This window comes from Ferruginibacter yonginensis (assembly GCF_042651465.1).
GTDB classification, from domain to species: Bacteria; Bacteroidota; Bacteroidia; order Chitinophagales; family Chitinophagaceae; genus Ferruginibacter; species Ferruginibacter yonginensis.
In genome coordinates this window covers 601,153-620,691 of record NZ_JBHSCZ010000001.1, presented here as the reverse complement: position 1 = coordinate 620,691, position 19,539 = coordinate 601,153, and the positions used below count along the sequence as shown (strand labels likewise).

Annotated in this window: 20 protein-coding genes; 10 read left to right on the top strand and 10 right to left on the bottom strand. The window is 34.9% G+C overall.

What is annotated here, in order from left to right:
• Positions 1–186 precede the first annotated feature (186 nt).
• Positions 187–1,317: a 4-hydroxyphenylpyruvate dioxygenase gene (gene hppD / locus ACFOWM_RS02705; RefSeq protein WP_379706746.1), complete on the top strand. Its 1,131-nt coding sequence runs from the start codon at positions 187–189 to the stop codon at positions 1,315–1,317.
• 151 nt (positions 1,318–1,468) lie between these two features.
• The gene (locus ACFOWM_RS02700; protein ID WP_379706743.1) at positions 1,469–2,230 is read left to right on the top strand and encodes a L,D-transpeptidase family protein; all 762 of its coding nucleotides are present in this window, start codon (positions 1,469–1,471) and stop codon (positions 2,228–2,230) included.
• 11 nt (positions 2,231–2,241) lie between these two features.
• Here the strand turns inward: ACFOWM_RS02700 and ACFOWM_RS02695 are convergent, their stop codons facing one another.
• Positions 2,242–3,507 carry an aspartate kinase gene (locus ACFOWM_RS02695; RefSeq protein WP_379706739.1) on the bottom strand — a complete coding sequence of 422 codons (1,266 nt, stop codon included), beginning with the start codon at positions 3,505–3,507 and terminating at the stop codon, positions 2,242–2,244.
• 194 nt (positions 3,508–3,701) lie between these two features.
• Between ACFOWM_RS02695 and fbp the strand changes: the two genes are divergently transcribed.
• The 5 genes from fbp to ACFOWM_RS02670 all read left to right on the top strand — a co-directional run bounded on the left by fbp (position 3,702) and on the right by ACFOWM_RS02670 (position 7,488).
• A complete protein-coding gene (gene fbp, locus ACFOWM_RS02690; RefSeq protein ID WP_379706736.1) occupies positions 3,702–4,739 on the top strand; it encodes a class 1 fructose-bisphosphatase in 1,038 nt (345 codons plus the stop codon).
• Positions 4,732–5,496 carry an ABC transporter ATP-binding protein gene (locus tag ACFOWM_RS02685; protein ID WP_379706733.1) on the top strand — a complete coding sequence of 255 codons (765 nt, stop codon included), beginning with the start codon at positions 4,732–4,734 and terminating at the stop codon, positions 5,494–5,496. The genes fbp and ACFOWM_RS02685 overlap by 8 nt, the downstream gene beginning before the upstream one ends.
• 19 nt (positions 5,497–5,515) lie before the next feature.
• Positions 5,516–6,262 (top strand): FKBP-type peptidyl-prolyl cis-trans isomerase, encoded by a 747-nt coding sequence (locus ACFOWM_RS02680; RefSeq protein WP_379706730.1) that lies wholly within the window; start codon positions 5,516–5,518, stop codon positions 6,260–6,262.
• A 12-nt stretch (positions 6,263–6,274) separates the two neighbouring features.
• Complete coding sequence (locus ACFOWM_RS02675) at positions 6,275–6,802, top strand: YfiT family bacillithiol transferase (RefSeq protein WP_379706727.1); 528 nt, start codon at positions 6,275–6,277, stop codon at positions 6,800–6,802.
• 143 nt (positions 6,803–6,945) lie between these two features.
• Positions 6,946–7,488 carry an NUDIX hydrolase gene (locus ACFOWM_RS02670; RefSeq protein WP_379706724.1) on the top strand — a complete coding sequence of 181 codons (543 nt, stop codon included), beginning with the start codon at positions 6,946–6,948 and terminating at the stop codon, positions 7,486–7,488.
• On the opposite strand, the gene ACFOWM_RS02665 is transcribed toward ACFOWM_RS02670, so the two are convergent.
• From ACFOWM_RS02665 to ACFOWM_RS02635, 7 genes are all read right to left on the bottom strand, one after another.
• A complete protein-coding gene (locus tag ACFOWM_RS02665) occupies positions 7,483–8,778 on the bottom strand; it encodes a bifunctional folylpolyglutamate synthase/dihydrofolate synthase (RefSeq protein WP_379706721.1) in 1,296 nt (431 codons plus the stop codon). The two genes, ACFOWM_RS02670 and ACFOWM_RS02665, sit on opposite strands and share 6 nt — an antisense overlap.
• 53 nt (positions 8,779–8,831) lie before the next feature.
• Positions 8,832–9,659 carry a hypothetical protein gene (locus ACFOWM_RS02660; RefSeq protein ID WP_379706718.1) on the bottom strand — a complete coding sequence of 276 codons (828 nt, stop codon included), beginning with the start codon at positions 9,657–9,659 and terminating at the stop codon, positions 8,832–8,834.
• Positions 9,660–9,744: 85 nt separating this feature from the next.
• The gene (locus ACFOWM_RS02655) at positions 9,745–10,395 is read right to left on the bottom strand and encodes a YggS family pyridoxal phosphate-dependent enzyme (protein ID WP_379706715.1); all 651 of its coding nucleotides are present in this window, start codon (positions 10,393–10,395) and stop codon (positions 9,745–9,747) included.
• Between the two features lie 3 nt (positions 10,396–10,398).
• The gene (locus ACFOWM_RS02650) at positions 10,399–12,069 is read right to left on the bottom strand and encodes a hypothetical protein (protein WP_379706712.1); all 1,671 of its coding nucleotides are present in this window, start codon (positions 12,067–12,069) and stop codon (positions 10,399–10,401) included.
• Positions 12,070–12,073: 4 nt separating this feature from the next.
• Positions 12,074–12,847: an ABC transporter ATP-binding protein gene (locus tag ACFOWM_RS02645; protein WP_379706709.1), complete on the bottom strand. Its 774-nt coding sequence runs from the start codon at positions 12,845–12,847 to the stop codon at positions 12,074–12,076.
• A 91-nt stretch (positions 12,848–12,938) separates the two neighbouring features.
• Complete coding sequence (locus tag ACFOWM_RS02640; RefSeq protein ID WP_379706706.1) at positions 12,939–14,093, bottom strand: acyl-CoA dehydrogenase family protein; 1,155 nt, start codon at positions 14,091–14,093, stop codon at positions 12,939–12,941.
• 39 nt (positions 14,094–14,132) lie between these two features.
• Positions 14,133–14,705, bottom strand: coding sequence for a GNAT family N-acetyltransferase (locus ACFOWM_RS02635; protein ID WP_379706703.1), 573 nt, complete (start codon positions 14,703–14,705; stop codon positions 14,133–14,135).
• Between the two features lie 64 nt (positions 14,706–14,769).
• Here ACFOWM_RS02635 and ACFOWM_RS02630 point away from each other — a divergent pair, with 64 nt between their 5' ends.
• From ACFOWM_RS02630 to ACFOWM_RS02620, 3 genes are read left to right on the top strand one after another with little or no spacing between them, the layout of a single operon-like run.
• A complete protein-coding gene (locus ACFOWM_RS02630) occupies positions 14,770–15,774 on the top strand; it encodes a cation diffusion facilitator family transporter (RefSeq protein WP_379706701.1) in 1,005 nt (334 codons plus the stop codon).
• Entirely contained in the window at positions 15,749–16,339 is a 591-nt protein-coding gene (locus ACFOWM_RS02625; RefSeq protein ID WP_379706699.1) for a methyltransferase domain-containing protein, read from the top strand. The genes ACFOWM_RS02630 and ACFOWM_RS02625 overlap by 26 nt, the downstream gene beginning before the upstream one ends.
• A 9-nt stretch (positions 16,340–16,348) precedes the next feature.
• Positions 16,349–17,941, top strand: a complete 1,593-nt coding sequence (locus tag ACFOWM_RS02620) for a glycoside hydrolase family 43 protein (RefSeq protein WP_379706697.1) — start codon at positions 16,349–16,351, stop codon at positions 17,939–17,941.
• Here ACFOWM_RS02620 and ACFOWM_RS02615 read toward each other — a convergent pair.
• Positions 17,931–18,467, bottom strand: coding sequence for a CopD family protein (locus tag ACFOWM_RS02615; RefSeq protein WP_379706695.1), 537 nt, complete (start codon positions 18,465–18,467; stop codon positions 17,931–17,933). The genes ACFOWM_RS02620 and ACFOWM_RS02615 overlap by 11 nt on opposite strands.
• A gap of 9 nt (positions 18,468–18,476) precedes the next feature.
• Positions 18,477–19,514, bottom strand: coding sequence for a ferrochelatase (hemH, locus tag ACFOWM_RS02610; protein WP_379706693.1), 1,038 nt, complete (start codon positions 19,512–19,514; stop codon positions 18,477–18,479).
• Positions 19,515–19,539: the final 25 nt, after the last annotated feature.

Below are 19,539 nucleotides of genomic sequence, written 5' to 3'. Positions count from 1 at the left end.
TCATTTGTTCAATATTTTATATAAATTTGTAGGCAATGACTCCAGATTACGCTCATAAAATTTTTTCTGACAAGCGTTCCAGCTATAATTTATTGATGGAAGTGCTTGCTATGGATGGGCAACAATAACTGATACTTACGCAGTTAATACATTTTACCATTTTATATTTTTTTTAAATAAACTTTTATGTCAACCAATACAATGGCGGCACCAACTGCTGCAACAACTACTGATTTTTTGCCTTTAAAAGGTACTGATTACGTTGAATTTTACGTGGGTAATGCAAAGCAAGCTGCTCATTTTTACAAAACGGCTTTTGGCTTTCAATCATTGGCATATGCAGGGCCAGAAACAGGTTTGATGGATAGGGTGAGTTATGTAATTCGCCAAAATAAATTAACGTTTGTGTTAACTACTGCGTTAAGAGAAAACCATGATATTGCTGCACATGTTAGTAAGCATGGTGATGGCGTAAAAGTGTTGGCCTTAATGGTTGATGATGCTACGGATGCTTGGCAACAAACTACCAGTCGTGGTGGTAAAAGTTATATGGAACCTACTCGTTTAAAAGACGATAATGGCGAAGTAGTAATGAGTGGTATACATACTTATGGCGATACGGTACACTTGTTTATTGAACGTAATAATTACAATGGTATATTTATGCCAGGTTTTAGAAAATGGGAAACAGTGTATAACCCTGCACCAACGGGGCTTTTGTATGTTGACCATTGTGTGGGCAATGTAGGTTGGAACCAAATGAACCCTTGGGTAAAATTTTATGAAGAGGTAATGGGTTTTAAAAATATTTTAAGTTTTGATGATAATGATATTTCAACCGAATACTCTGCTTTAATGAGTAAAGTAATGAGTAATGGAAATGGTTATGTAAAGTTTCCTATAAACGAACCTGCTGAAGGTAAAAAGAAAAGCCAAGTAGAAGAATATTTAGAATTTTACAATGGAGAAGGCGTACAACATGTTGCCATTGCAACCAACGATATTGTAGCAACCGTAACTGATTTGCAAAACCGTGGTGTTGAGTTTTTGAAAGTACCCAACAGCTATTATGCCGATGTGTTAGATAGGGTTGGTAAAATTGATGAAGACCTAGAACCATTGAGTAAACTAGGTATTTTAATTGATAAAGATGATGAAGGTTACTTACTACAAATTTTTAGCAAGCCCCTGCAAGATAGACCTACCTTGTTTTTTGAAATAATTCAACGTAAAGGCGCCAAAAGTTTTGGTAAAGGCAACTTTAAAGCATTGTTTGAAGCTTTAGAAAGAGAACAAGCATCAAGAGGTAATTTGTAATAGCTTATAATAAAACCGGCAATTAGTAAAAATACTTGCCGGTTTTTTTTATTACGGAATTTTTACTTGAAAACTGTTTTTTAACAGATTGATTGTAATAAATTCTATATTTTAGAGTTTACATCTATAATAAGCCAATTTACACTATACGATGAAGCGTTTTAGCTGGGTATGTACAATACTTTTGTTGGTATTACTTTGTTGCAATGGGGTACTATTGGGGCAAAATAATGCTGGCCCGAAACTTTTTCTAAAATCGCCAGATGCTGCTGCTAAAATGGAAGATTCGCTAAAAAGGCAGTTTGAAAAATTGAATTTAACGTGGCCTGCACAATCAATGTACTTACGTTCTTTTAAGTATGATAGACAGTTAGAGGTTTGGGTAAAGGCAGATGCTAAATCGCCCTACAAACTTTTTAAAACTTACAAGGTATGTCAACAAAGCGGTGGTATGGGCCCCAAAAGGGTAGAAGGTGATTATCAAGTACCCGAAGGCTTTTACTACATCAATGAGTTTAATCCCAATAGTAATTATCATCTTTCATTGGGTTTAAATTATCCCAACGCCTCTGATAAAATTTTAAGTGACCCTAACCGCCCTGGAAGTGCTATTTACATACATGGTGATTGTGTGAGTACAGGTTGCATACCCATTACTGATGGCCCAATAGAAGAGTTGTATTTTTTAGCAAGTTTGGTGCGTAACCAGGGGCAAGAGTTTATACCCGTACACGTTTTTCCTGTAAAGTATAGCGTAAAAAAATCGATGGAGTTTTTGGAAAACGCTATGAAGGATAATAATTATCTGCAACAATTTAACAACAACATTAAAGAAGTATTTGATTACTTCGAAACAAAAAAAGAGCTCCCTATTATTATGGTAAATAAAAAGGGAGCTTATGTATTAAATTAAACCTGCTTTTGTTAATTTCTAAATACAGCTTGTACTGTAACAGGTGTTTGTTGTTGCAAAACAATGTTTTTACCAGCAGTTAAACGATCAATAGTAGCCTTATCGTAATGCCTAATGGTTAACAATGATACTTCTCTTTCTACATCAACATCAAAAAACAAGGAAGCTTCTTGGGCAATTTCAGTTGTTTTTTCAACATGCCCATCAAAGCAGCAAAGCAATGAAATCGCTGTGTTTTGCGATAAGTTGGGTTGTAGCTTTACTTTTTTAAATATTTCGTGCAACTGCTCCACCGGTTTACCTTCAATAAATGAAAAGTCTCTTGATTTAAACTGTATCACCACTTGCTTATCTTTTAAAACAATTACAGGAGGTAAGGCAGCGGCTTTATCACCATTAATTACTGTGCCTGGTAAAGTAGTATCTAAAAAGCTTTTCACATACAAGGGTATGTTTTTATTTTGTAATGGTTTAATGGTTTTTGGGTGAATAACTTGTGCTCCGTAATAAGCCATTTCAATCACTTCAGTATAATTTAAAGAAGGAATAATAACGGCATCATTAAATTTATTGGGGTCCGCATTCATTACGGCTTCAACATCTTTCCAAATAGTTAAACTATCAGCATTTAAAATATTTGCAAAAATAGCAGCTGAGTAATCGCTACCTTCTCTACCTAAAGTAGTGCTTTCGTTTTCGTCTGTTGCGCCAATAAAACCTTGGGTAATTACTACTTCGTGGGTATTGTATAAAGGAACAATATCATCATTTATTTTTTGAGTTGTAAAATCAAAATCAACCCCAGCATCTCTAAAATTATTATCCGTTCGTACAATATCTCTAACATCCATCCAACCAACATTGCATTGTTGCTCTCTTAAATAATGTGCTACAATACAAGTGCTAAATAATTCGCCACAACACACAATTTGATCATAATAATAATCGTATGCTCTAACTGGTTTATCATGTAGCATCCATTCAATTTCTGTAAAAAATTCTTTTAATTGATCTTCAGCGGCTTTCCAATTAAGCACCAATAATTGTTTAACCACATCAAGGTGGTTTTTCTTTACTTGTTCAAAAAGTTGTAAAGCATCTTCTTTTCTATTGTCGTAATAAGCCTCAGCAATTTTTTCTAAAGCATTGGTTGTTTTACCCATAGCTGAAATTACTACTAGCAACCGTTTACTGGCGTTGGTTTTTATGATGTTTGCTGTATTTTTAATACGATCAATGTTGTTGATAGAAGCACCGCCAAATTTGTAAACAAGCATGGTTTAAAACTGCATTTTAAAGTTAAAAAAATTGTGTTGGAGATATCTAGCAAGAAAGCAATATTAATTGGCTTACAACCATTTGTTTTTTCAAAAGGTTGTATTTCATTTAGAAATCTTTATATATTGCAAATCTATTATCAAATTGTAATAGTAACAATAATAATTACAGTACAGCTTCCAAATTTTAAAACATGGCAACCAATAGAAATATATTAACCTTAGATGAGTTTACAATACAAGAAATGAGGGCATTTCCGCAAGCTACGGGCCAGTTAGCTGGCTTGCTACGTGATATTGGCTTGGCTGCAAAACGTGTAAATGTTGAAGTAAACAAAGCAGGTTTGGTTGATATTTTGGGCGATGAAGGATCTGTAAATGTGCAAGGCGAAGAAGTGAAAAAATTAGACATATTTGCCAACGATCAATTAATGGGTGTATTACGCCATGGTATTAGTTGTGCAGGTATTGGTAGTGAGGAGCTCGATGAAATTGTATTGTTTGATGATGAAATAAGCAACAAATCGAAATACGTTTGTTTGTTTGATCCTTTAGATGGTAGTAGCAACATTGATGTAAACGTATCAATCGGCACCATTTTTAGCATTTACCGAAGGGTAAGTGAAATTGGTAAGCCTGCTACAAAAGAAGATTTTTTACAACCCGGTAATAAGCAAGTAGCTGCTGGTTATATTGTGTACGGTTCTTCAACCATGTTGGTGTATGCTACCAAACGTGGGGTAAATGGTTTTACGTTAGATAGGGCCATTGGTGAATATTTGCTAAGTCATCCTAATATTAAATGTCCTGAATGGGGTAAAATTTACTCTGTAAATCATGGTAACTTTTTTAGGTACAACCAAGGTGTAAAAGAGTATATTACTGCCTGCCAGAAAAAAGATAAAACCAATGGAGGCCCTTATACCCAACGTTATATAGGCAGTATGGTGAGTGATGTGCATCGTAACCTCATTAAAGGGGGCATTTTTATGTACCCTGCTACTACTGAAAAACCTGGTGGTAAATTGCGTTTGCTGTATGAGTGTAACCCATTTGCTTTTATTGTACAAATTGCCGGTGGTAAAGCCACTAACGGTGAAATCAATATTTTAGATGTTCAACCTACTACCTTACACCAACGTACACCGTTTTTTGTGGGTAGTATTAAAATGATGGAAGAATTAGAATCGTACCTTGCAGCTGCAAAAGAAACCACTACCAACCATGCATAACACCATAATATCTGTAAAAGATTTAGTAAAAAACTACAGCGAATTTCAAGCCGTTCGTTCTATTTCGTTTGATGTATATGAAGGCGAAATTTTCGGTTTACTTGGCCCCAATGGTGCTGGTAAAAGTACCACCCTCGAAATATTAGAAACCCTTCGTTCAAAAACCAGTGGTACCGTTACTGTTGGTGGGTTCAATTTGGATAAACAACCCGATGAAATCAAAAAAATTATTGGGGTACAATTACAAACATCAGGCTTTTACCCTGGCTTAAATTTAGTTGAGTTAATACAGTTGTTTAATGGTTTATATAACCGAAACGTTGACCCCATAACCTTATTAAACAAAGTAAATTTGGCTGATAAGGCGAAAGCAAAAAGCAAAGAGCTAAGTGGCGGACAAAAACAACGATTTTCAATTGCAACCACTTTAATCAATCAACCTAAAATCATATTTTTAGATGAACCCACTACTGGCCTCGATCCGCAAGCTAGGCGTAACCTGTGGGATTTAATTAAAGAAATTAGAGATGCCGGAACCACTGTAATTTTAACGACACATTATATGGATGAAGCGGAGCAACTATGCGACCGTATCGCTATCTTAGATGAAGGAAAAATAATTAAGCTTGATACGCCTGATGGTATGATTGATGAACTGGTAGCAACCGGTTTTGAACGTCCTAAACAAGTGAAAGCAGCTAATTTAGAAGATGTATTTATCAATTTAACAGGAGGTAAAGAAATTAGGCCTGAATAAATTTTAAACAAAAGCAAGTATGAAGAAATTATGGGTATGTGCCGCAACTGTAGCGGTAATGTGTAATGTTACTGCACAAACAAAAACAGCAGCAGCACCAAAAAAAGTAGCAGCAACGGCTACAACATCAAAACCAATTTTTAAAAATGCCATTGATAGTTTTAGTTATGCAGCTGGTATGAGCATTGGCGAAAGCTTATTACAAGCCGGTGCTACTTCACTCAATACACAGTTAGTAGCAAAAGCTATGGATGATATAATGGCTAAAAGAAAAACCGCAATGTCACAAGATCAAGCAAACATGACACTTCAGCAAAAGTTGCAAGCATTTGCTCAAAAACGTACAGAAGAACAAAAGCAAGTATGCGCTAGCTTTTTAGAAGTGAATGGTAAACGTAAAGGGGTGGTTTCGTTACCCAACGGTTTGCAATACGAAATTATAAAAGCAGGTGATGCTGCTGCTGCAAAACCAAAAGCTATTGACACCGTAGTGGTTGATTACGTAGGTACATTAATGGATGGTAAAGAGTTTGATAATTCATTGAAACGTGGCGCCCCTGCTACATTTCCGTTAAATGGTGTTATTAAAGGGTGGACAGAAATTTTGCAACTCATGCCTGTTGGCTCACACTGGAAAGTGTACATACCAAGCGAATTGGGCTATGGCGATAATCCGCCTCCAGGCTCACCAATTACACCCAATGCTTTGTTGATATTTGAAATTATTTTAAAAGATATCAAACCGGCAGCAACGGCCACTAATTAAAATTGTAACGATATGGATAACGATTTAAGTTTTCCCATCGGTAAATACATCGAACAGCCATTCTCTCAACAACAGTTGGAAGAGTGGCTGATTGATATAGAAGTATTACCAAAAGCCATTGAGTATGCGATTACTAACCTTGATGAGGCGCAACTCAATACTGCTTATAGGCCCAACGGTTGGACGATTATACAAGTAGTACACCATGTGGCTGATAGTCATATGAACGCATTTATTCGTTTTAAATTAGGTTTAACAGAAGATAACCCTACTATAAAACCATACGACCAAAACGCTTGGGCATTGCTGAATGATGTGCAAACTATTCCTATTAATGTTTCAATCACTATGTTGTATGCCATACATGTCCGTATGGTAGCCGTTTTAAAAAGTATTACAACTGAGCAGTGGCAACGAACAGTAGTGCACCCTGAGTACAATAAACAAATGACCTTGTGGTATTTATTAGGTAATTATGCATGGCATGGTAAACACCACACTGCACATATAAACAAGTTACGTGATCGTATGGGCTGGTAGGGGCGTTCATCAGTGTGTATAATGGCAGCATTTGTTCGGGCTTTACGCTGTACGTCCACCGCTGCTGCGGTTTCCGTGCCGCTGCAATCCCTGCGCCCTTGGGCATTTTAACTTTGTTCAACACAAAAGCAAACACAAAAGGTATGTCTATTTATAAAATAATTTCCTCCACCTACATTAGTGAGCACCCTTATTTTACAGCTCGTAAAGATGCTTATGAAACCCCCACAGGTAAAGTGGTAGATCCTTATTATGTTGTTGAAATGCCCGATAGTGCAGCTGCTGTAGCTATAACCCATGATCAGCAAATTATTTTAATTGAGCAATACCGTCATCCAATTCAACAAACTACTTTAGAGTTACCTGGTGGTTTTATTGATGGTGCAGAAGCGCCCATTAAAGCAATTGCAAGAGAGTTGTTAGAAGAAACTGGCCATCAATTTTCTCAAATTTATTCGCTAGGCACTACTTATGCTAACCCTGGCGTATTAAACAATGCTACTCATTTATTTTTAGCAATTGGCGGTGTAAAAGTTGCCCAACAACAATTAGATGCTAATGAAGAAATAAATATTACCTACCATACCGTAGCAACTGTAAAAAATATGTTACAAACACATACACTCATACAAAGTATGCATGAGGTGGCATTGCGAAGGGCCTTTGATTTTATGGCTAGTTTATAAAATATTAAGTTCAGCAATTACAAAAAAGCTACCACAAACCATAATTATAGCATCATTATTTAACCGCTGTTTAGCTGTATCAATAGCAATATTAACATCGTCAAACACTTCACCTGCAAGCCCAGCTTGGTTTGCAATGGTAGCTAACTCATTGGCAGGTAAAGCCCTTGGTATATGTGCATTCGTAAAATAGTACTGTCCATTTTTGGGAAACAAAGCTAACACTCCAGCAACATCTTTATCTTTTACAAACCCTAAAACAAAATGTACTTTTTTATGAGGGTATTGTTGTTGTAATTGTTGTAATACTTGGGTAATACCATCTTTATTATGAGCAACATCGGCAATTATAAGTGGTTGTTCACTTAATACATCCCATCGGCCCCGAAGGCCTGTCATCAATTTTACATCTCTTACGCCTTGCTGAATATGCTGTTCTTCAATGTTAAAATCAATACCATTTAATATTTCCACTGCTTGTAATACCGTACAAATATTTTCAGTTTGGTATAACCCAGTTAAACCAAGCTTGTAATTTAAATTTTTAAGGTTATTTTTTTGTTTAATGGTAACTGATAAATAGCCATTATTATTTATAGCTTCAATTGTGTTAAAATGATCTGTTGCAAAGCTGATGGGCGCATTGTTATTGGTGGCTGTTTGTAAAAAAATGGGAGCTGTTTCAGCAATAGCTTTACCAATTACTACAGGTATATTTGGTTTTATTATGCCAGCTTTTTGTGTGGCAATTTCAGGCAAAGTATCACCTAAAATATTTTGATGATCGTACCCAATATTGGTGATGATAGAGAGAATAGGTGTTATAACATTGGTACTGTCTAACAATCCACCTAAGCCCGTTTCAATTACTGCTATATCAACTGCTTCATGTGCAAAATAATCAAATGCCATGGCAACAGTCAATTCAAAAAAAGATGGTTGAATGTTGCTACTAATATCCATCGTTTTAGAAACAAAATCAACCACTTGTTGTTGTGGTATCATTTGGCCATTGATGCGAATACGCTCCCTAAAATCTTTTATATGTGGGGAGGTATACAGCCCTGTTTTAAAGCCTGCTGCTTGTAAAATAGCGGCTAACATATGTGAGGTACTACCTTTACCATTAGTACCAGCTATATGTATGGTACGTATTTTTTGGTGTGGATTACCCAAGTAGTCGCAAAGAGCTATGGTATTGTGTAAGTTTGCTTTATAAGCTTTTTGACCAACCCTGCTAAACATCGGTAATTGATCATATAAATAGGCAACTGTTGCTTCGTAATTCATAATGCATAGGCAAATTACAAAGAGTTATGCAACGCTGTAATATTTTTTACAATTTATTGTACGGTGAAATTAAATTGTACAGTTACGGTTGATTCATCATCAGCCTTATCAAACTTAATGTTACGTAAATAACCAGTAATAGCATTGGCATAATCTTTACTGAAACTGGTACTACCTTGACCAATTTTAATGAAAGTGCCTACACCTGCAGGCGATACTTTTATAACTGCATTAATGGTCGCTTTTGGTAAATCGCCTGTAAATGAGTAGTAGTTAATGACTTTACGATTACCACTTATAACTTTTGGACCACCTTTTTTGCCGCCGGGTGTATCGCCATAAGAATCTTTATCGCCAGTTGGTATACCATAATCACCTTTTCCAATCGGGTTTTTCCCTTGCATGGTATAGCCATTGTCAACTTCTTTATTATTGCCGTTTTTTGTACCCGGTCCATTATACACCAATTTTGGTTTTTGTGGTTTTGGGATAGGGGGTGTTACAACAGGTTTGGGTGTTGGTGTAGTATTTTTTGTAGTTACGTTTTTCTTTTCTGCTTTTACAACGGGTGCAGCGGTAGCTTCAGCATTGTCATCAGGCGTAACACTTTCTTCAGTATTGGTTTCTTTTGCTACTTCTGGCTGTGGTGCAGCAGGTACAGGTATTTCAGGGGTACCATCACCTTTTATGAGCGGTTGCTCTTCACCCAATCCATCATCATTATTGCCCAAATTAACTTCAATTAATTCAGGTGGTGGCGGAGGCGGCGGCGGTACAGTTTTCCAGCTGATAATGATAAACAATAAAAGCAACACTGCACAAATAATAGCAGTGTACATAAATGCTTTACGGTGTCTTTCTTTTTCAACAAAATTTGTCATGTTATAAAGTTAAATTATTGTTGTTGTAAAGATGCTAATTCGGTATAAAAAACATACCTGCATTATCAATTTAACATTTTTGTAATTAACCTCTTTTTCCAAATAACAAACTGCCAATGCGAACCATATTGCTACCACATTGTATGGCCAATGCATAATCATCACTCATGCCCATACTGATGGTGTTAAAATGCGGTAGTGTATGATGTAGTTTAAAATCATCAAAAATTGATTTTAAGTGCTGAAATTCTCTTTCCACTTTTTGTTTGTCATCTGTAAAAGTAGCCATGCCCATTACACCTGCAAAATCAATATGAGTGAATGTTTCAGGTTGTAGTTGTTGTAGTTCAGCAGCATTAAACCCAAATTTTGTTTGCTCTTCAGCAATATGTACTTGCAATAAACAAGCAATGGTACGGTTATTTTTTATAGCTTGTTTATTAATTTCTGTAAGCAGTTTTATACTATCAACACTTTGAATAATGGTTACAAAAGGTGCAATATATTTTACTTTATTACTTTGTAAATGTCCAATAAAATGCCAACGAATATCAGCAGGTAATTGAGGTTGTTTCTCCACTAATTCTTGTACATAATTTTCACCAAAATCTCTTTGTCCGAGTGCATATAACTGTTCAATATCACTTACTGGTTTTAGTTTTGATACGGCCACCAATGTGGTTTGGCTAGGTTGTAATGTTGTTATAATTTCTTTATAAAAATGTTCGTTAACCATAATTTATGATGCAATTTTTTGCCATCTATATTGTTGAATAGTTTTAATAATTAATAAACTTATAAGTAATGATGCAGGTATCATGGCCCATAATAGCCACACATATATTGTAGCAATGTAATGCAAACCTACTGGCAATGAAATGAATAACAGTTGCAGTAACATTTTTACAAATTTGCCTGTTTGTTGTTGGGTGCTAACCTGTGTTGAAAAAGGCAAGTAGCTTTTACCAATATGTATTATTAAAAAGAAAATTAAAATATTATTTACCAAGCCGAGTAACATATCATCAATAATGGCAACCCCCCATACGTAAAATGAAAAACCAAATAATATAATAAATATGGGTATAAAAAATTTTACTAAAATTGATTTCACAGCACCACTAATTAAGCTGCCCGGTTGTTGTAAAGGTGTTGCTAAATATATCCATGAGGCTTTAAAGTATTCGTTGTAAGGTAACAAGCCAATACCTGTAGATATGGTAATGATAGGTAAATAAGCAAATAATAAAAACATTTTAGTGTTAGATAAATTTGCCCATACATGCTGTATATTACTTCCACTTTTAAAGATAAAAATGAATACCATCACTAGCAAATAAGCTATGCTTGGGTAAAATTGCATCTTAAACATTTTGTCTCTAGCGGTCATAATCCACCCTATTTCAAAACCGGCTTTTTCAGTATTATTTTTGCAAACTAATGGGGCTATTTGCTGTGCAAAAGATGTACGTTGCATTGAATTTGAAGTTACCAAAGTTGGCTTACCCTCACCGCTGCTATTACCCAATGCTGCCATTTTTTTTGAAAATGATGGTGCTAAATATTTAAACATTATCCAGAAAGTGCCTACTGGTATTGTGATAGCAAGTAAAATCATCGCAATATGTGGCACATCAAATTGAAATGTATAAATCGCTTCTAATAAATTAGCCATCCACATGGGTGGTAAAAAATAGCTGTACCACTTTATGTTGAAAGTAACATTTAAATCACTAAAATTGATGAACCTCGGAGCAATTTGCATACCGGCTGCAAATACAATTGTAATGGCTATTTGAAAACCACTAACGATATCTTTTATTTTAGATTCATTTGCAAATTTTAAAATTAAACCATACAATAGGTAAGTTAAAAATACCGCCATTAATACGGTTAGTAAAATGGTGAAAATACTGGCTATACCAACCGCAAAACCATACTTAATAAAACAACTTATAATGGGGAATAAAGCAATAGCAATGGTAAATTGTAGCAAGTACACTAAAATATGCACTAACCTACTCATAAAAAAAGTGCGGCTATTTACGGGCCTTGGTAGTATCACTTGATTATCAGTAGTATCTAACAAAACACTACTAAAATCTGTAATCAACGTCATTGCCATCATAAACAACATGTAGGAGTGTAATAAGGCCATGCCAGCTACAATATCTTTTATAGAAAATATTGCACCGCCAATTAATAAACCAACTAAGGCATAAATAATTTGCGTAACCAAAAGTTGGTTTTTGGGTTCTTTTTGTGAAGCTTGTTTCATGGAAACCCTTGCCCTGCGGCGATCCATAATTAATTTTGTTTCGCAAATGATTTGTAATTTTTCAATATCAACATCTTTTTTAATGCTATGTTTTACAAACCATAAAACTAACTTAAGTAACAGTTTATCCATAAGGTTAGCTTTTTAAAACGTTTATAAATTCGTTAGCAGTGTTTTGTTGTTGATTGCTGTTGCCTGTAAGTGCGGTGAAAATATTTTCTAGTGAACCAAGGTGTGCATTTGATTGTAGTTCGTTGAAACTACCATCGGCCTTCACTTCGCCTTTATCAATGATGATGATACGGTCACTAATTTTTTCAACAACATCCATTATATGTGATGAATAAAAAATGGTTTTACCGGCTGCTTTTAATTGCGATAAAATTTCTTTTACTAATATAACGGCATTGGCATCAAGCCCACTCAAAGGTTCATCTAAAAATATTATTGAAGGGTTGTGTATGAGGCCACTAATGAGCAAAACTTTTTGTTTCATACCCTTGCTAAAGTTGGTCATACGGGTATGTGCTTTATCGTGTAAATCAAATAAACGTAATAGTTCCGTAGTTTTTGTGGCAATGGCTTGGTCGTTCATGTTATATAATTTGCCACTAAAGCGAAGGTATTCCGTAGGGGTAAGCACTTCGTATAAGGCCGCTTGCTCTGGTATGTACCCAATTATTTGTTTAACTGCTAATGGGTTGGTACGAACGTCAATATCCATCACAGTTGCGCTGCCTTCAAACTCACTAATAATACCACATAGTATTTTAATGGTAGTACTTTTACCTGCACCGTTGGGACCAATATAACCCACAATTTGACCAGCTTCAATATCTAAATTAATATCTTTTAAAACCAAATTACTGTCGTATGATTTGCGTAAGTGCTTTAGTTGAATGATGCTCATGAGCCAAGTTTTTATATGGGTTAAATGTATACTAAAAATGTGCAAACGAACGACCGTTTGCACATTTTTTATTTGATTTTTTTGGGAATTATTATTTTAAGATTGCTCTTCCTATTACAATACGTTGTACTTCGCTAGTACCTTCGTAAATCTGTGTAATTTTAGCATCTCTCATTAAACGTTCAACATGGTATTCTTTTACAAAACCATAACCACCATGTATTTGAACTGCTTCAGTTGCAGTCCACATGGCTGTTTCGCTACTGAATACTTTTGCCATTGAGCTACTTAAAGTATAATCAATATTATTATCTTTTTCCCATGCAGATTTTAAGCAAAGTAAACGAGCACATTCAATTTTAGTAGCCATATCAGCCAATTTAAATTGAATAATTTGATGGTTCATAATTTCAGTACCAAAAGCTTTTCTAGTTTTACTGTAATCTTTTGCTCTTTCGTAAGCACCACTTGCAATACCCAAAGCTTGTGCTGCAATACCAATACGGCCACCAGCAAGGGTTTTCATAGCAAATTTAAAACCGAATCCATCTTCACCAATTCTATTTTCTTTAGGCACTTTTACATCATTAAATAAAATGGTATGCGTATCGCTACCTCTAATACCTAATTTATTTTCTTTAGCACCTACAACAACACCAGGCCAGTTTTTTTCAACAATAAAAGCGTTAATACCTTTGCTACCTTTGCTTGGGTCAGTTTGTGCTATAACCAAATATACGCTAGCGCTGTTACCATTGGTAATCCAGTTTTTGGTACCATTGAGTAAGTAATAATCACCTTTATCTTCAGCCGTAGTTTGTTGGCTCGTCGCATCGCTACCAGCTTCTGGCTCACTCAATAAAAAAGCACCAATGTATAATTCACCGTCTTTTTTGCCTTGTGCTAAAGGTTTAAGGTATTGTTGTTTTTGTGCTTCAGTTCCGTATTCTTGTAAGCCATAGCAAACCAAACTGTTGTTTACACTCATACTTACACTTACGCTGGCGTCAATTTTACTAATTTCTTCCATAGCAATAACGTAGCTCATGGTATCTAAACCACTGCCACCATATTCAGGTTTTACCATCATACCCATAAAACCTAAATCGGCTAATTTCTCAATCTGCTCTTTTGGAAATTTTTGATGTTCATCTCTTTCAATTACCCCAGGTAAACATTCATTTACGGCAAAATCTCTTGCAGCTTGTTGTATCATTAGCTGCTCTTCAGAAAGTTGAAAATTCATATTAGTTTTTTAGTGTTGCAAATTTAGGGGAAAATGCTGTTACGATTTATTTTTGGCATACCATTCATCCTTTAAAATTCCAAAAATTTGGGTATTATTAAAGCGGTTATTGTAATAATAATTTTGCCTCAACATACCTTCTTCAATAAATCCATTTTTTTGTAAAACTCTGGCTGATGCTGTGTTTTCTGGATCAACCTTCGCTTCAATTGAATGAAAATGTAAATGTTCAAACCCATAAGCAACAACAGCTTTTATGGCTTTTGTGGTAATACCTTTATTTTGATATTGCGGAAGTAAATAATACCCAATTTCAGCTCGTTCATTTTGGATGTCAATGTAATGAAAACCTATTTGTCCTACCGTTTCGTTTGTAGCTTTTAATACAATCCACCATGGTACTGAAATGTTATTAGCTACATTATCAATCATCATTTTATAAACTGGTAAAACATCTTCAAAATTTTTAGCAACGGGTCTACCTATGTAATGCATCACTTCAGGGTTTGACCTTAATTGAAAAAGTATATTTTTATCAGTTTCAACCGTTTCTCTAAAAATAAGTTCTTCAGTTTCAAAATAAGGAAATGGGGTGAAATTTAAGTTGAGCATTGGCACTAATTTTTATTAAAAGTAGCATAACCCTTTTATATTTTTATATTTGCCTTTTAGCATTATGACAACCACTGCACAACAAAATTTATCAATACAAAAGAAAATTGCTATTCTATCGATTGTATTGTTTGTTATTAAAATGGCCGCTTGGGTTATTACACACTCTGTTGCTATTTTAACTGATGCCTTGGAAAGTATTGTAAACATAGTTGCCAGTATGTTGGGTATTTATAGCTTAATACTTTCTGCTAAACCAAAAGATGAAGACCACCCATACGGACATGGAAAAGTAGAGTTTATTTCGGCAGCTGTTGAAGGTACATTAATTGTAGTGGCTGGTTTGCTTATTATTTACGGCGCAGCTAAAAATCTTTCGCAGCCAACAGCCGTGCACCAACTCGACTATGGTATTATTTTGATTGTAGTGACTGCTGTTGTAAATTATTTTGCAGGTTTTATATGTGAAGAAATTGGCAAAAAAAATAATTCACTTCCCTTAATTGCAAGTGGCAAACATTTAAAAAGCGATACTTATACAACTGCTGGTATTATTGGTGGCTTGGTACTGTTATATTTTACCAAAATTGCTTGGATAGATAGTGTGGTGGCTATGTTATTTGCTTTGATCATTACCTACACTGGTTATAAAATAATACGCTCATCTATTGCAGGTATTATGGATGAAGCTGATACGCAATTATTGAAAGATGTTATTGTTACACTTAATGATAACAGGCGTTTTAACTGGATTGATATTCATAACCTACGCATCATAAAGTATGGTGCAACCTTGCATTTAGATGCCCATTTAACCGTTCCTTGGTATTTTAACGTATATGAAGCACACCATGAAATAGATGAACTTACAGATTTACTCCGTAATAATTTTGGTGATTCATTAGAAATTTTTGTGCATTCAGATGCATGTATGACATTTAGTTGTGCTGTATGTATTAAGCCTGATTGTAAAGTTCGACAAAGCCCCAACGTTAAAAAAATAACTTGGAGCATGAATAATATTTCATCTAACAACAAACACAATGAATCAACCACTGCTATTGGATGATAATTACTGGAGTGAACGTTATTATAACCAACAAACCAGTTGGGATATGCAACAAGTTTCACCACCTATAAAGGCATATTTTGATCAATTTACTGATAAAAATGCCGCTATTTTAATACCTGGTTGTGGTAATGCTTATGAGGCGGAGTATTTGTTGCAGCAAGGATTTACTAACATTACATTGGTTGATATTTCGGCTGTTTTGGTAACTGCTTTACAACAAAAATTAGCTGATTATCCTTACCAAGTGAAAGTGTTACATCAAGATTTTTTTACAATGCATGGAAGCTTTGATGTTATTGTTGAGCAAACGTTTTTTTGTGCTATTGATCCATCATTGAGAGCTGCTTATGTTGCAAAAATGAAATCACTTCTGCGTCCAAATGGTATGTTAATAGGCTTATTGTTTAACAGAAGCTTTGAAGGTGGACCTCCCTTTGGTGGCAATGTTGTAACGTACAAACAACAATTTGAAAATGTTTTTTCATTCGTTCAAATGGAGCCATGTTATAACTCTATTAAACCAAGAAGCGGTTCTGAATTGTTCATTATTTGTAAACCATAAATATTGGTTATGAATAAATTACTTGTTTTAAGTTTAGTTGTATTACACTCACTTACATCATCTGCACAAAAATTTAAAAGTGGCGATGAAACTTACGTTAATCCTATAATACATGCTGATTATAGTGACCCGGATGTTATTTATGTGAACGGGCAATTTTATATGGTGAGCAGTAGTTTTAATCAAATACCTGGCTTACCTATTTTACAAAGCAATGATTTGGTAAACTGGCGTATTATCTCTCATGCCTTACCTGTACAACATCCTGATGAAGTATTTAGTAAAGTTCAACACGGTAAAGGTGTTTGGGCTCCCAGCATTCGATATCATAAAAATGTATTTTATATTTTTTATCCTGACCCTGATTATGGTATTTATATGATGAAGGCCAACAATATAAAAGGACCATGGTCAACCCCCAAATTAGTAAAAGCAGGTAAAGGTTTAATTGATCCTTGTCCGTTATGGGATGATGATGGTAAGGTATATTTAGTACATGCTTTGGCAGGAAGCAGGGCAGGTTTTAAATCAATTATTTTGATGCACGAACTCAATGCAAGTGCCACAACAATTTTGAATGATGCCGTGTTGGTATATGATGGACATGGTATTGATGCTACAATTGAAGGACCTAAATTATACAAACGCAATGGGTACTACTACATATTTGCTCCAGCCGGCGGCGTAAGTACCGGTTGGCAATTGGTTTTACGCAGTAAAAATATTTATGGCCCTTATGAACGTAAGGTAGTACTAGTGCAAGGTAAAACGAATATAAACGGGCCTCACCAAGGCGCTTGGGTGCAAACCAATTCGGGTGAAAATTGGTTTCTTCATTTTCAAGAAAAAGATGCCTACGGAAGAATTGTTCATTTGCAACCAATGCGTTGGTTAAACAATTGGCCAGTTATTGGTGTAGATAATGATGGAAATGGCATTGGTGAACCCGTATCAACTTTTAAAAAGCCAAATGTTGGTACAATTTCAAGTAAAAATATTTTACAAACGAGTGATGAATTTACTGGCAATACAATAGCACAACAATGGCAATGGCAAGCTAACCCTGGTTTAAATTGGGCTTATCCTTATCCTGCAAATAATTCGTTACGAATGAATGCGGTATTAACATCAGATAGTAACAACTTGTGGGATATGCCGAATATTTTATCTCAAAAATTTCCTGGAGAAAATTTTACAGCAACAGTAAAATTTAATTTTCAACCAAAAACAGTAGGAGAAAGGTTTGGCCTTACAGTAGTAGGGTTACAATATGCAGCTATAGAAGTGGTAAATACTAGCAATGGTTTACAATTACAATACTTACAAAATGATGCTGCTGAAAAAGAACCGCATGCTACTGTACAACAACTCAGTACATTATCAGCCACAAATTTATACTTTCAATTACAGGTAAAAGAAGGTGGTAATTGTACGTTTGCTTATAGCATTGATAATAAAAGTTTTAATGTATTACCATTTTCGTTTAAAGCTGCACCTGGTAAATGGATTGGCGCAATTGTAGGCATGTATTGTAGCCGAACTAAAAGTACAAATGATGCTGGCTTTGCAGATGTTGATTGGTTTAGAGTAGTTACTTATTAGCAGCTTTTAATCTAATAATTTTGTAAATTTTAATAGCACTTAAAAGCAGTATTACAAATAATACCAATCCTATTAAACCCCAAACAACGCTCAAGCTTTGCTTTACCACCACTAGCATTACTATACTTATCAAAAATACAGTTGCTACTTCATTCCATAACCTTAATTGTTGTGAACTATATTTAAATTGGCTATTTGCTTGTTGCTTGTATAAAACATGTAGTGTAATATGGTATGCATAAAGCAACAATACAAATCCTAATTTTATCCAAAGCCACGGGCTCATCACAGGGTATAAATGCAATAACCATAAGCCAAAACATAAAGTAATAATGGCAGATGGCCATGTAATACCCAACCATAATCTTTTAATCATAATGGTGAATTGCTGTTGCAAAATTGATTTTGCAGGCATGGGTTGATCATTTGCTTCGGTATTGTAAATAAATAAACGTACAATATAAAAAAGCCCACTAAACCATGTTACTACAAATATAATATGCAGTGCTTTTAGGTATAAATACATATGTTTATTTTAAACCGCTACCGTTTCTTTTTGGTTGATGTTGCATAAAGTTAAAATGGTATCAATCCACAATGGGTTGGTGTTTAAACAAGGTATTAATTGAAAACTTTCTCCACCTGCTTCTTTAAAAATTTCATCACCTTCTTCACCCATTTCTTCAATTGTTTCTAAACAGTCGCTCACAAATGCAGGACAAACCACTAATAATTTCTTTACACCTTCTTTTGGTAATTCACCTAAAAGCTTTGCTGTGTAAGGTTTTAACCAAGCATCTTGTCCTAAACGACTTTGAAATGAATAACCAACTTTTTCAGCAGGTATATTTAATGCCTTGGCCACTAAATGGGTTGTTTCAATTACTTGGTGCCTATAACAAAATTCATGCGCTGCTGATGCAACATTACAACAATCACTGGTTTGTAAACAATGCGTTTTGGTGCAATCTGTTTTCTTTACATGCCTTTCAGGAATACCATGATAGCTGAACAAAATTTTATCAAATGGTTGTTCAAGGTATGGTTGTATTGAAGTTGCTAATGCATGTATATACTTTTGATTATTGTAAAATGCAGGAATAATTGTAAGAGCTGAGTTGTAGTTGCCTTGCTTATGTAAATCAGCCACTTGCACCGCAGCTGTTTCATAACTACTCATGGCATAGTGTGGGTACAATGGTAATGCAATAATTTCTTCAATTTGTGGATGCTCTTGGTGTATTGTTTTTAAAACACTTTCTGTTGAAGGATTACCATAACGCATAGAAAAATATACAGGAACATCCGTTTTTTCTTGCACCAGTGTTGTTACCTGTTTTGTAATAGATACTAAAGGAGATCCATCTTTTGTCCAGATAGTTTTGTACTTTTTTGCACTTTGTGGTGAACGTAATGGTACTATGATACCTTTTACCAAAATCGTTCTTAACCAATTGGGCACATCAATCACTCTCTCATCCATCAAAAATTGTGATAAATAAGGCTTTACATCTTTGGTAGTAGGACTATCAGGTGAGCCTAAATTCATCAACAATATGGCTTTGCGCTGCATATGATATGTTTTTAAAATTTACGCA

Coding starts and splice junctions, on each gene's coding strand:
- ACFOWM_RS02655 (WP_379706715.1), bottom strand. CDS start 10,395: ATGGTTAACGAACATTTTTATAAAGAAATTATAACAACATTACAACCT.
- ACFOWM_RS02685 (WP_379706733.1), top strand. CDS start 4,732: ATGCATAACACCATAATATCTGTAAAAGATTTAGTAAAAAACTACAGC.
- ACFOWM_RS02630 (WP_379706701.1), top strand. CDS start 14,770: ATGACAACCACTGCACAACAAAATTTATCAATACAAAAGAAAATTGCT.
- ACFOWM_RS02650 (WP_379706712.1), bottom strand. CDS start 12,069: ATGGATAAACTGTTACTTAAGTTAGTTTTATGGTTTGTAAAACATAGC.
- ACFOWM_RS02665 (WP_379706721.1), bottom strand. CDS start 8,778: ATGAATTACGAAGCAACAGTTGCCTATTTATATGATCAATTACCGATG.
- ACFOWM_RS02635 (WP_379706703.1), bottom strand. CDS start 14,705: ATGCTCAACTTAAATTTCACCCCATTTCCTTATTTTGAAACTGAAGAA.
- hppD (WP_379706746.1), top strand. CDS start 187: ATGTCAACCAATACAATGGCGGCACCAACTGCTGCAACAACTACTGAT.
- ACFOWM_RS02615 (WP_379706695.1), bottom strand. CDS start 18,467: ATGTATTTATACCTAAAAGCACTGCATATTATATTTGTAGTAACATGG.
- fbp (WP_379706736.1), top strand. CDS start 3,702: ATGGCAACCAATAGAAATATATTAACCTTAGATGAGTTTACAATACAA.
- ACFOWM_RS02670 (WP_379706724.1), top strand. CDS start 6,946: ATGTCTATTTATAAAATAATTTCCTCCACCTACATTAGTGAGCACCCT.
- ACFOWM_RS02695 (WP_379706739.1), bottom strand. CDS start 3,507: ATGCTTGTTTACAAATTTGGCGGTGCTTCTATCAACAACATTGATCGT.
- ACFOWM_RS02660 (WP_379706718.1), bottom strand. CDS start 9,659: ATGACAAATTTTGTTGAAAAAGAAAGACACCGTAAAGCATTTATGTAC.
- ACFOWM_RS02680 (WP_379706730.1), top strand. CDS start 5,516: ATGAAGAAATTATGGGTATGTGCCGCAACTGTAGCGGTAATGTGTAAT.
- ACFOWM_RS02700 (WP_379706743.1), top strand. CDS start 1,469: ATGAAGCGTTTTAGCTGGGTATGTACAATACTTTTGTTGGTATTACTT.
- ACFOWM_RS02620 (WP_379706697.1), top strand. CDS start 16,349: ATGAATAAATTACTTGTTTTAAGTTTAGTTGTATTACACTCACTTACA.
- ACFOWM_RS02640 (WP_379706706.1), bottom strand. CDS start 14,093: ATGAATTTTCAACTTTCTGAAGAGCAGCTAATGATACAACAAGCTGCA.
- ACFOWM_RS02625 (WP_379706699.1), top strand. CDS start 15,749: ATGAATCAACCACTGCTATTGGATGATAATTACTGGAGTGAACGTTAT.
- ACFOWM_RS02675 (WP_379706727.1), top strand. CDS start 6,275: ATGGATAACGATTTAAGTTTTCCCATCGGTAAATACATCGAACAGCCA.
- ACFOWM_RS02645 (WP_379706709.1), bottom strand. CDS start 12,847: ATGAGCATCATTCAACTAAAGCACTTACGCAAATCATACGACAGTAAT.
- hemH (WP_379706693.1), bottom strand. CDS start 19,514: ATGCAGCGCAAAGCCATATTGTTGATGAATTTAGGCTCACCTGATAGT.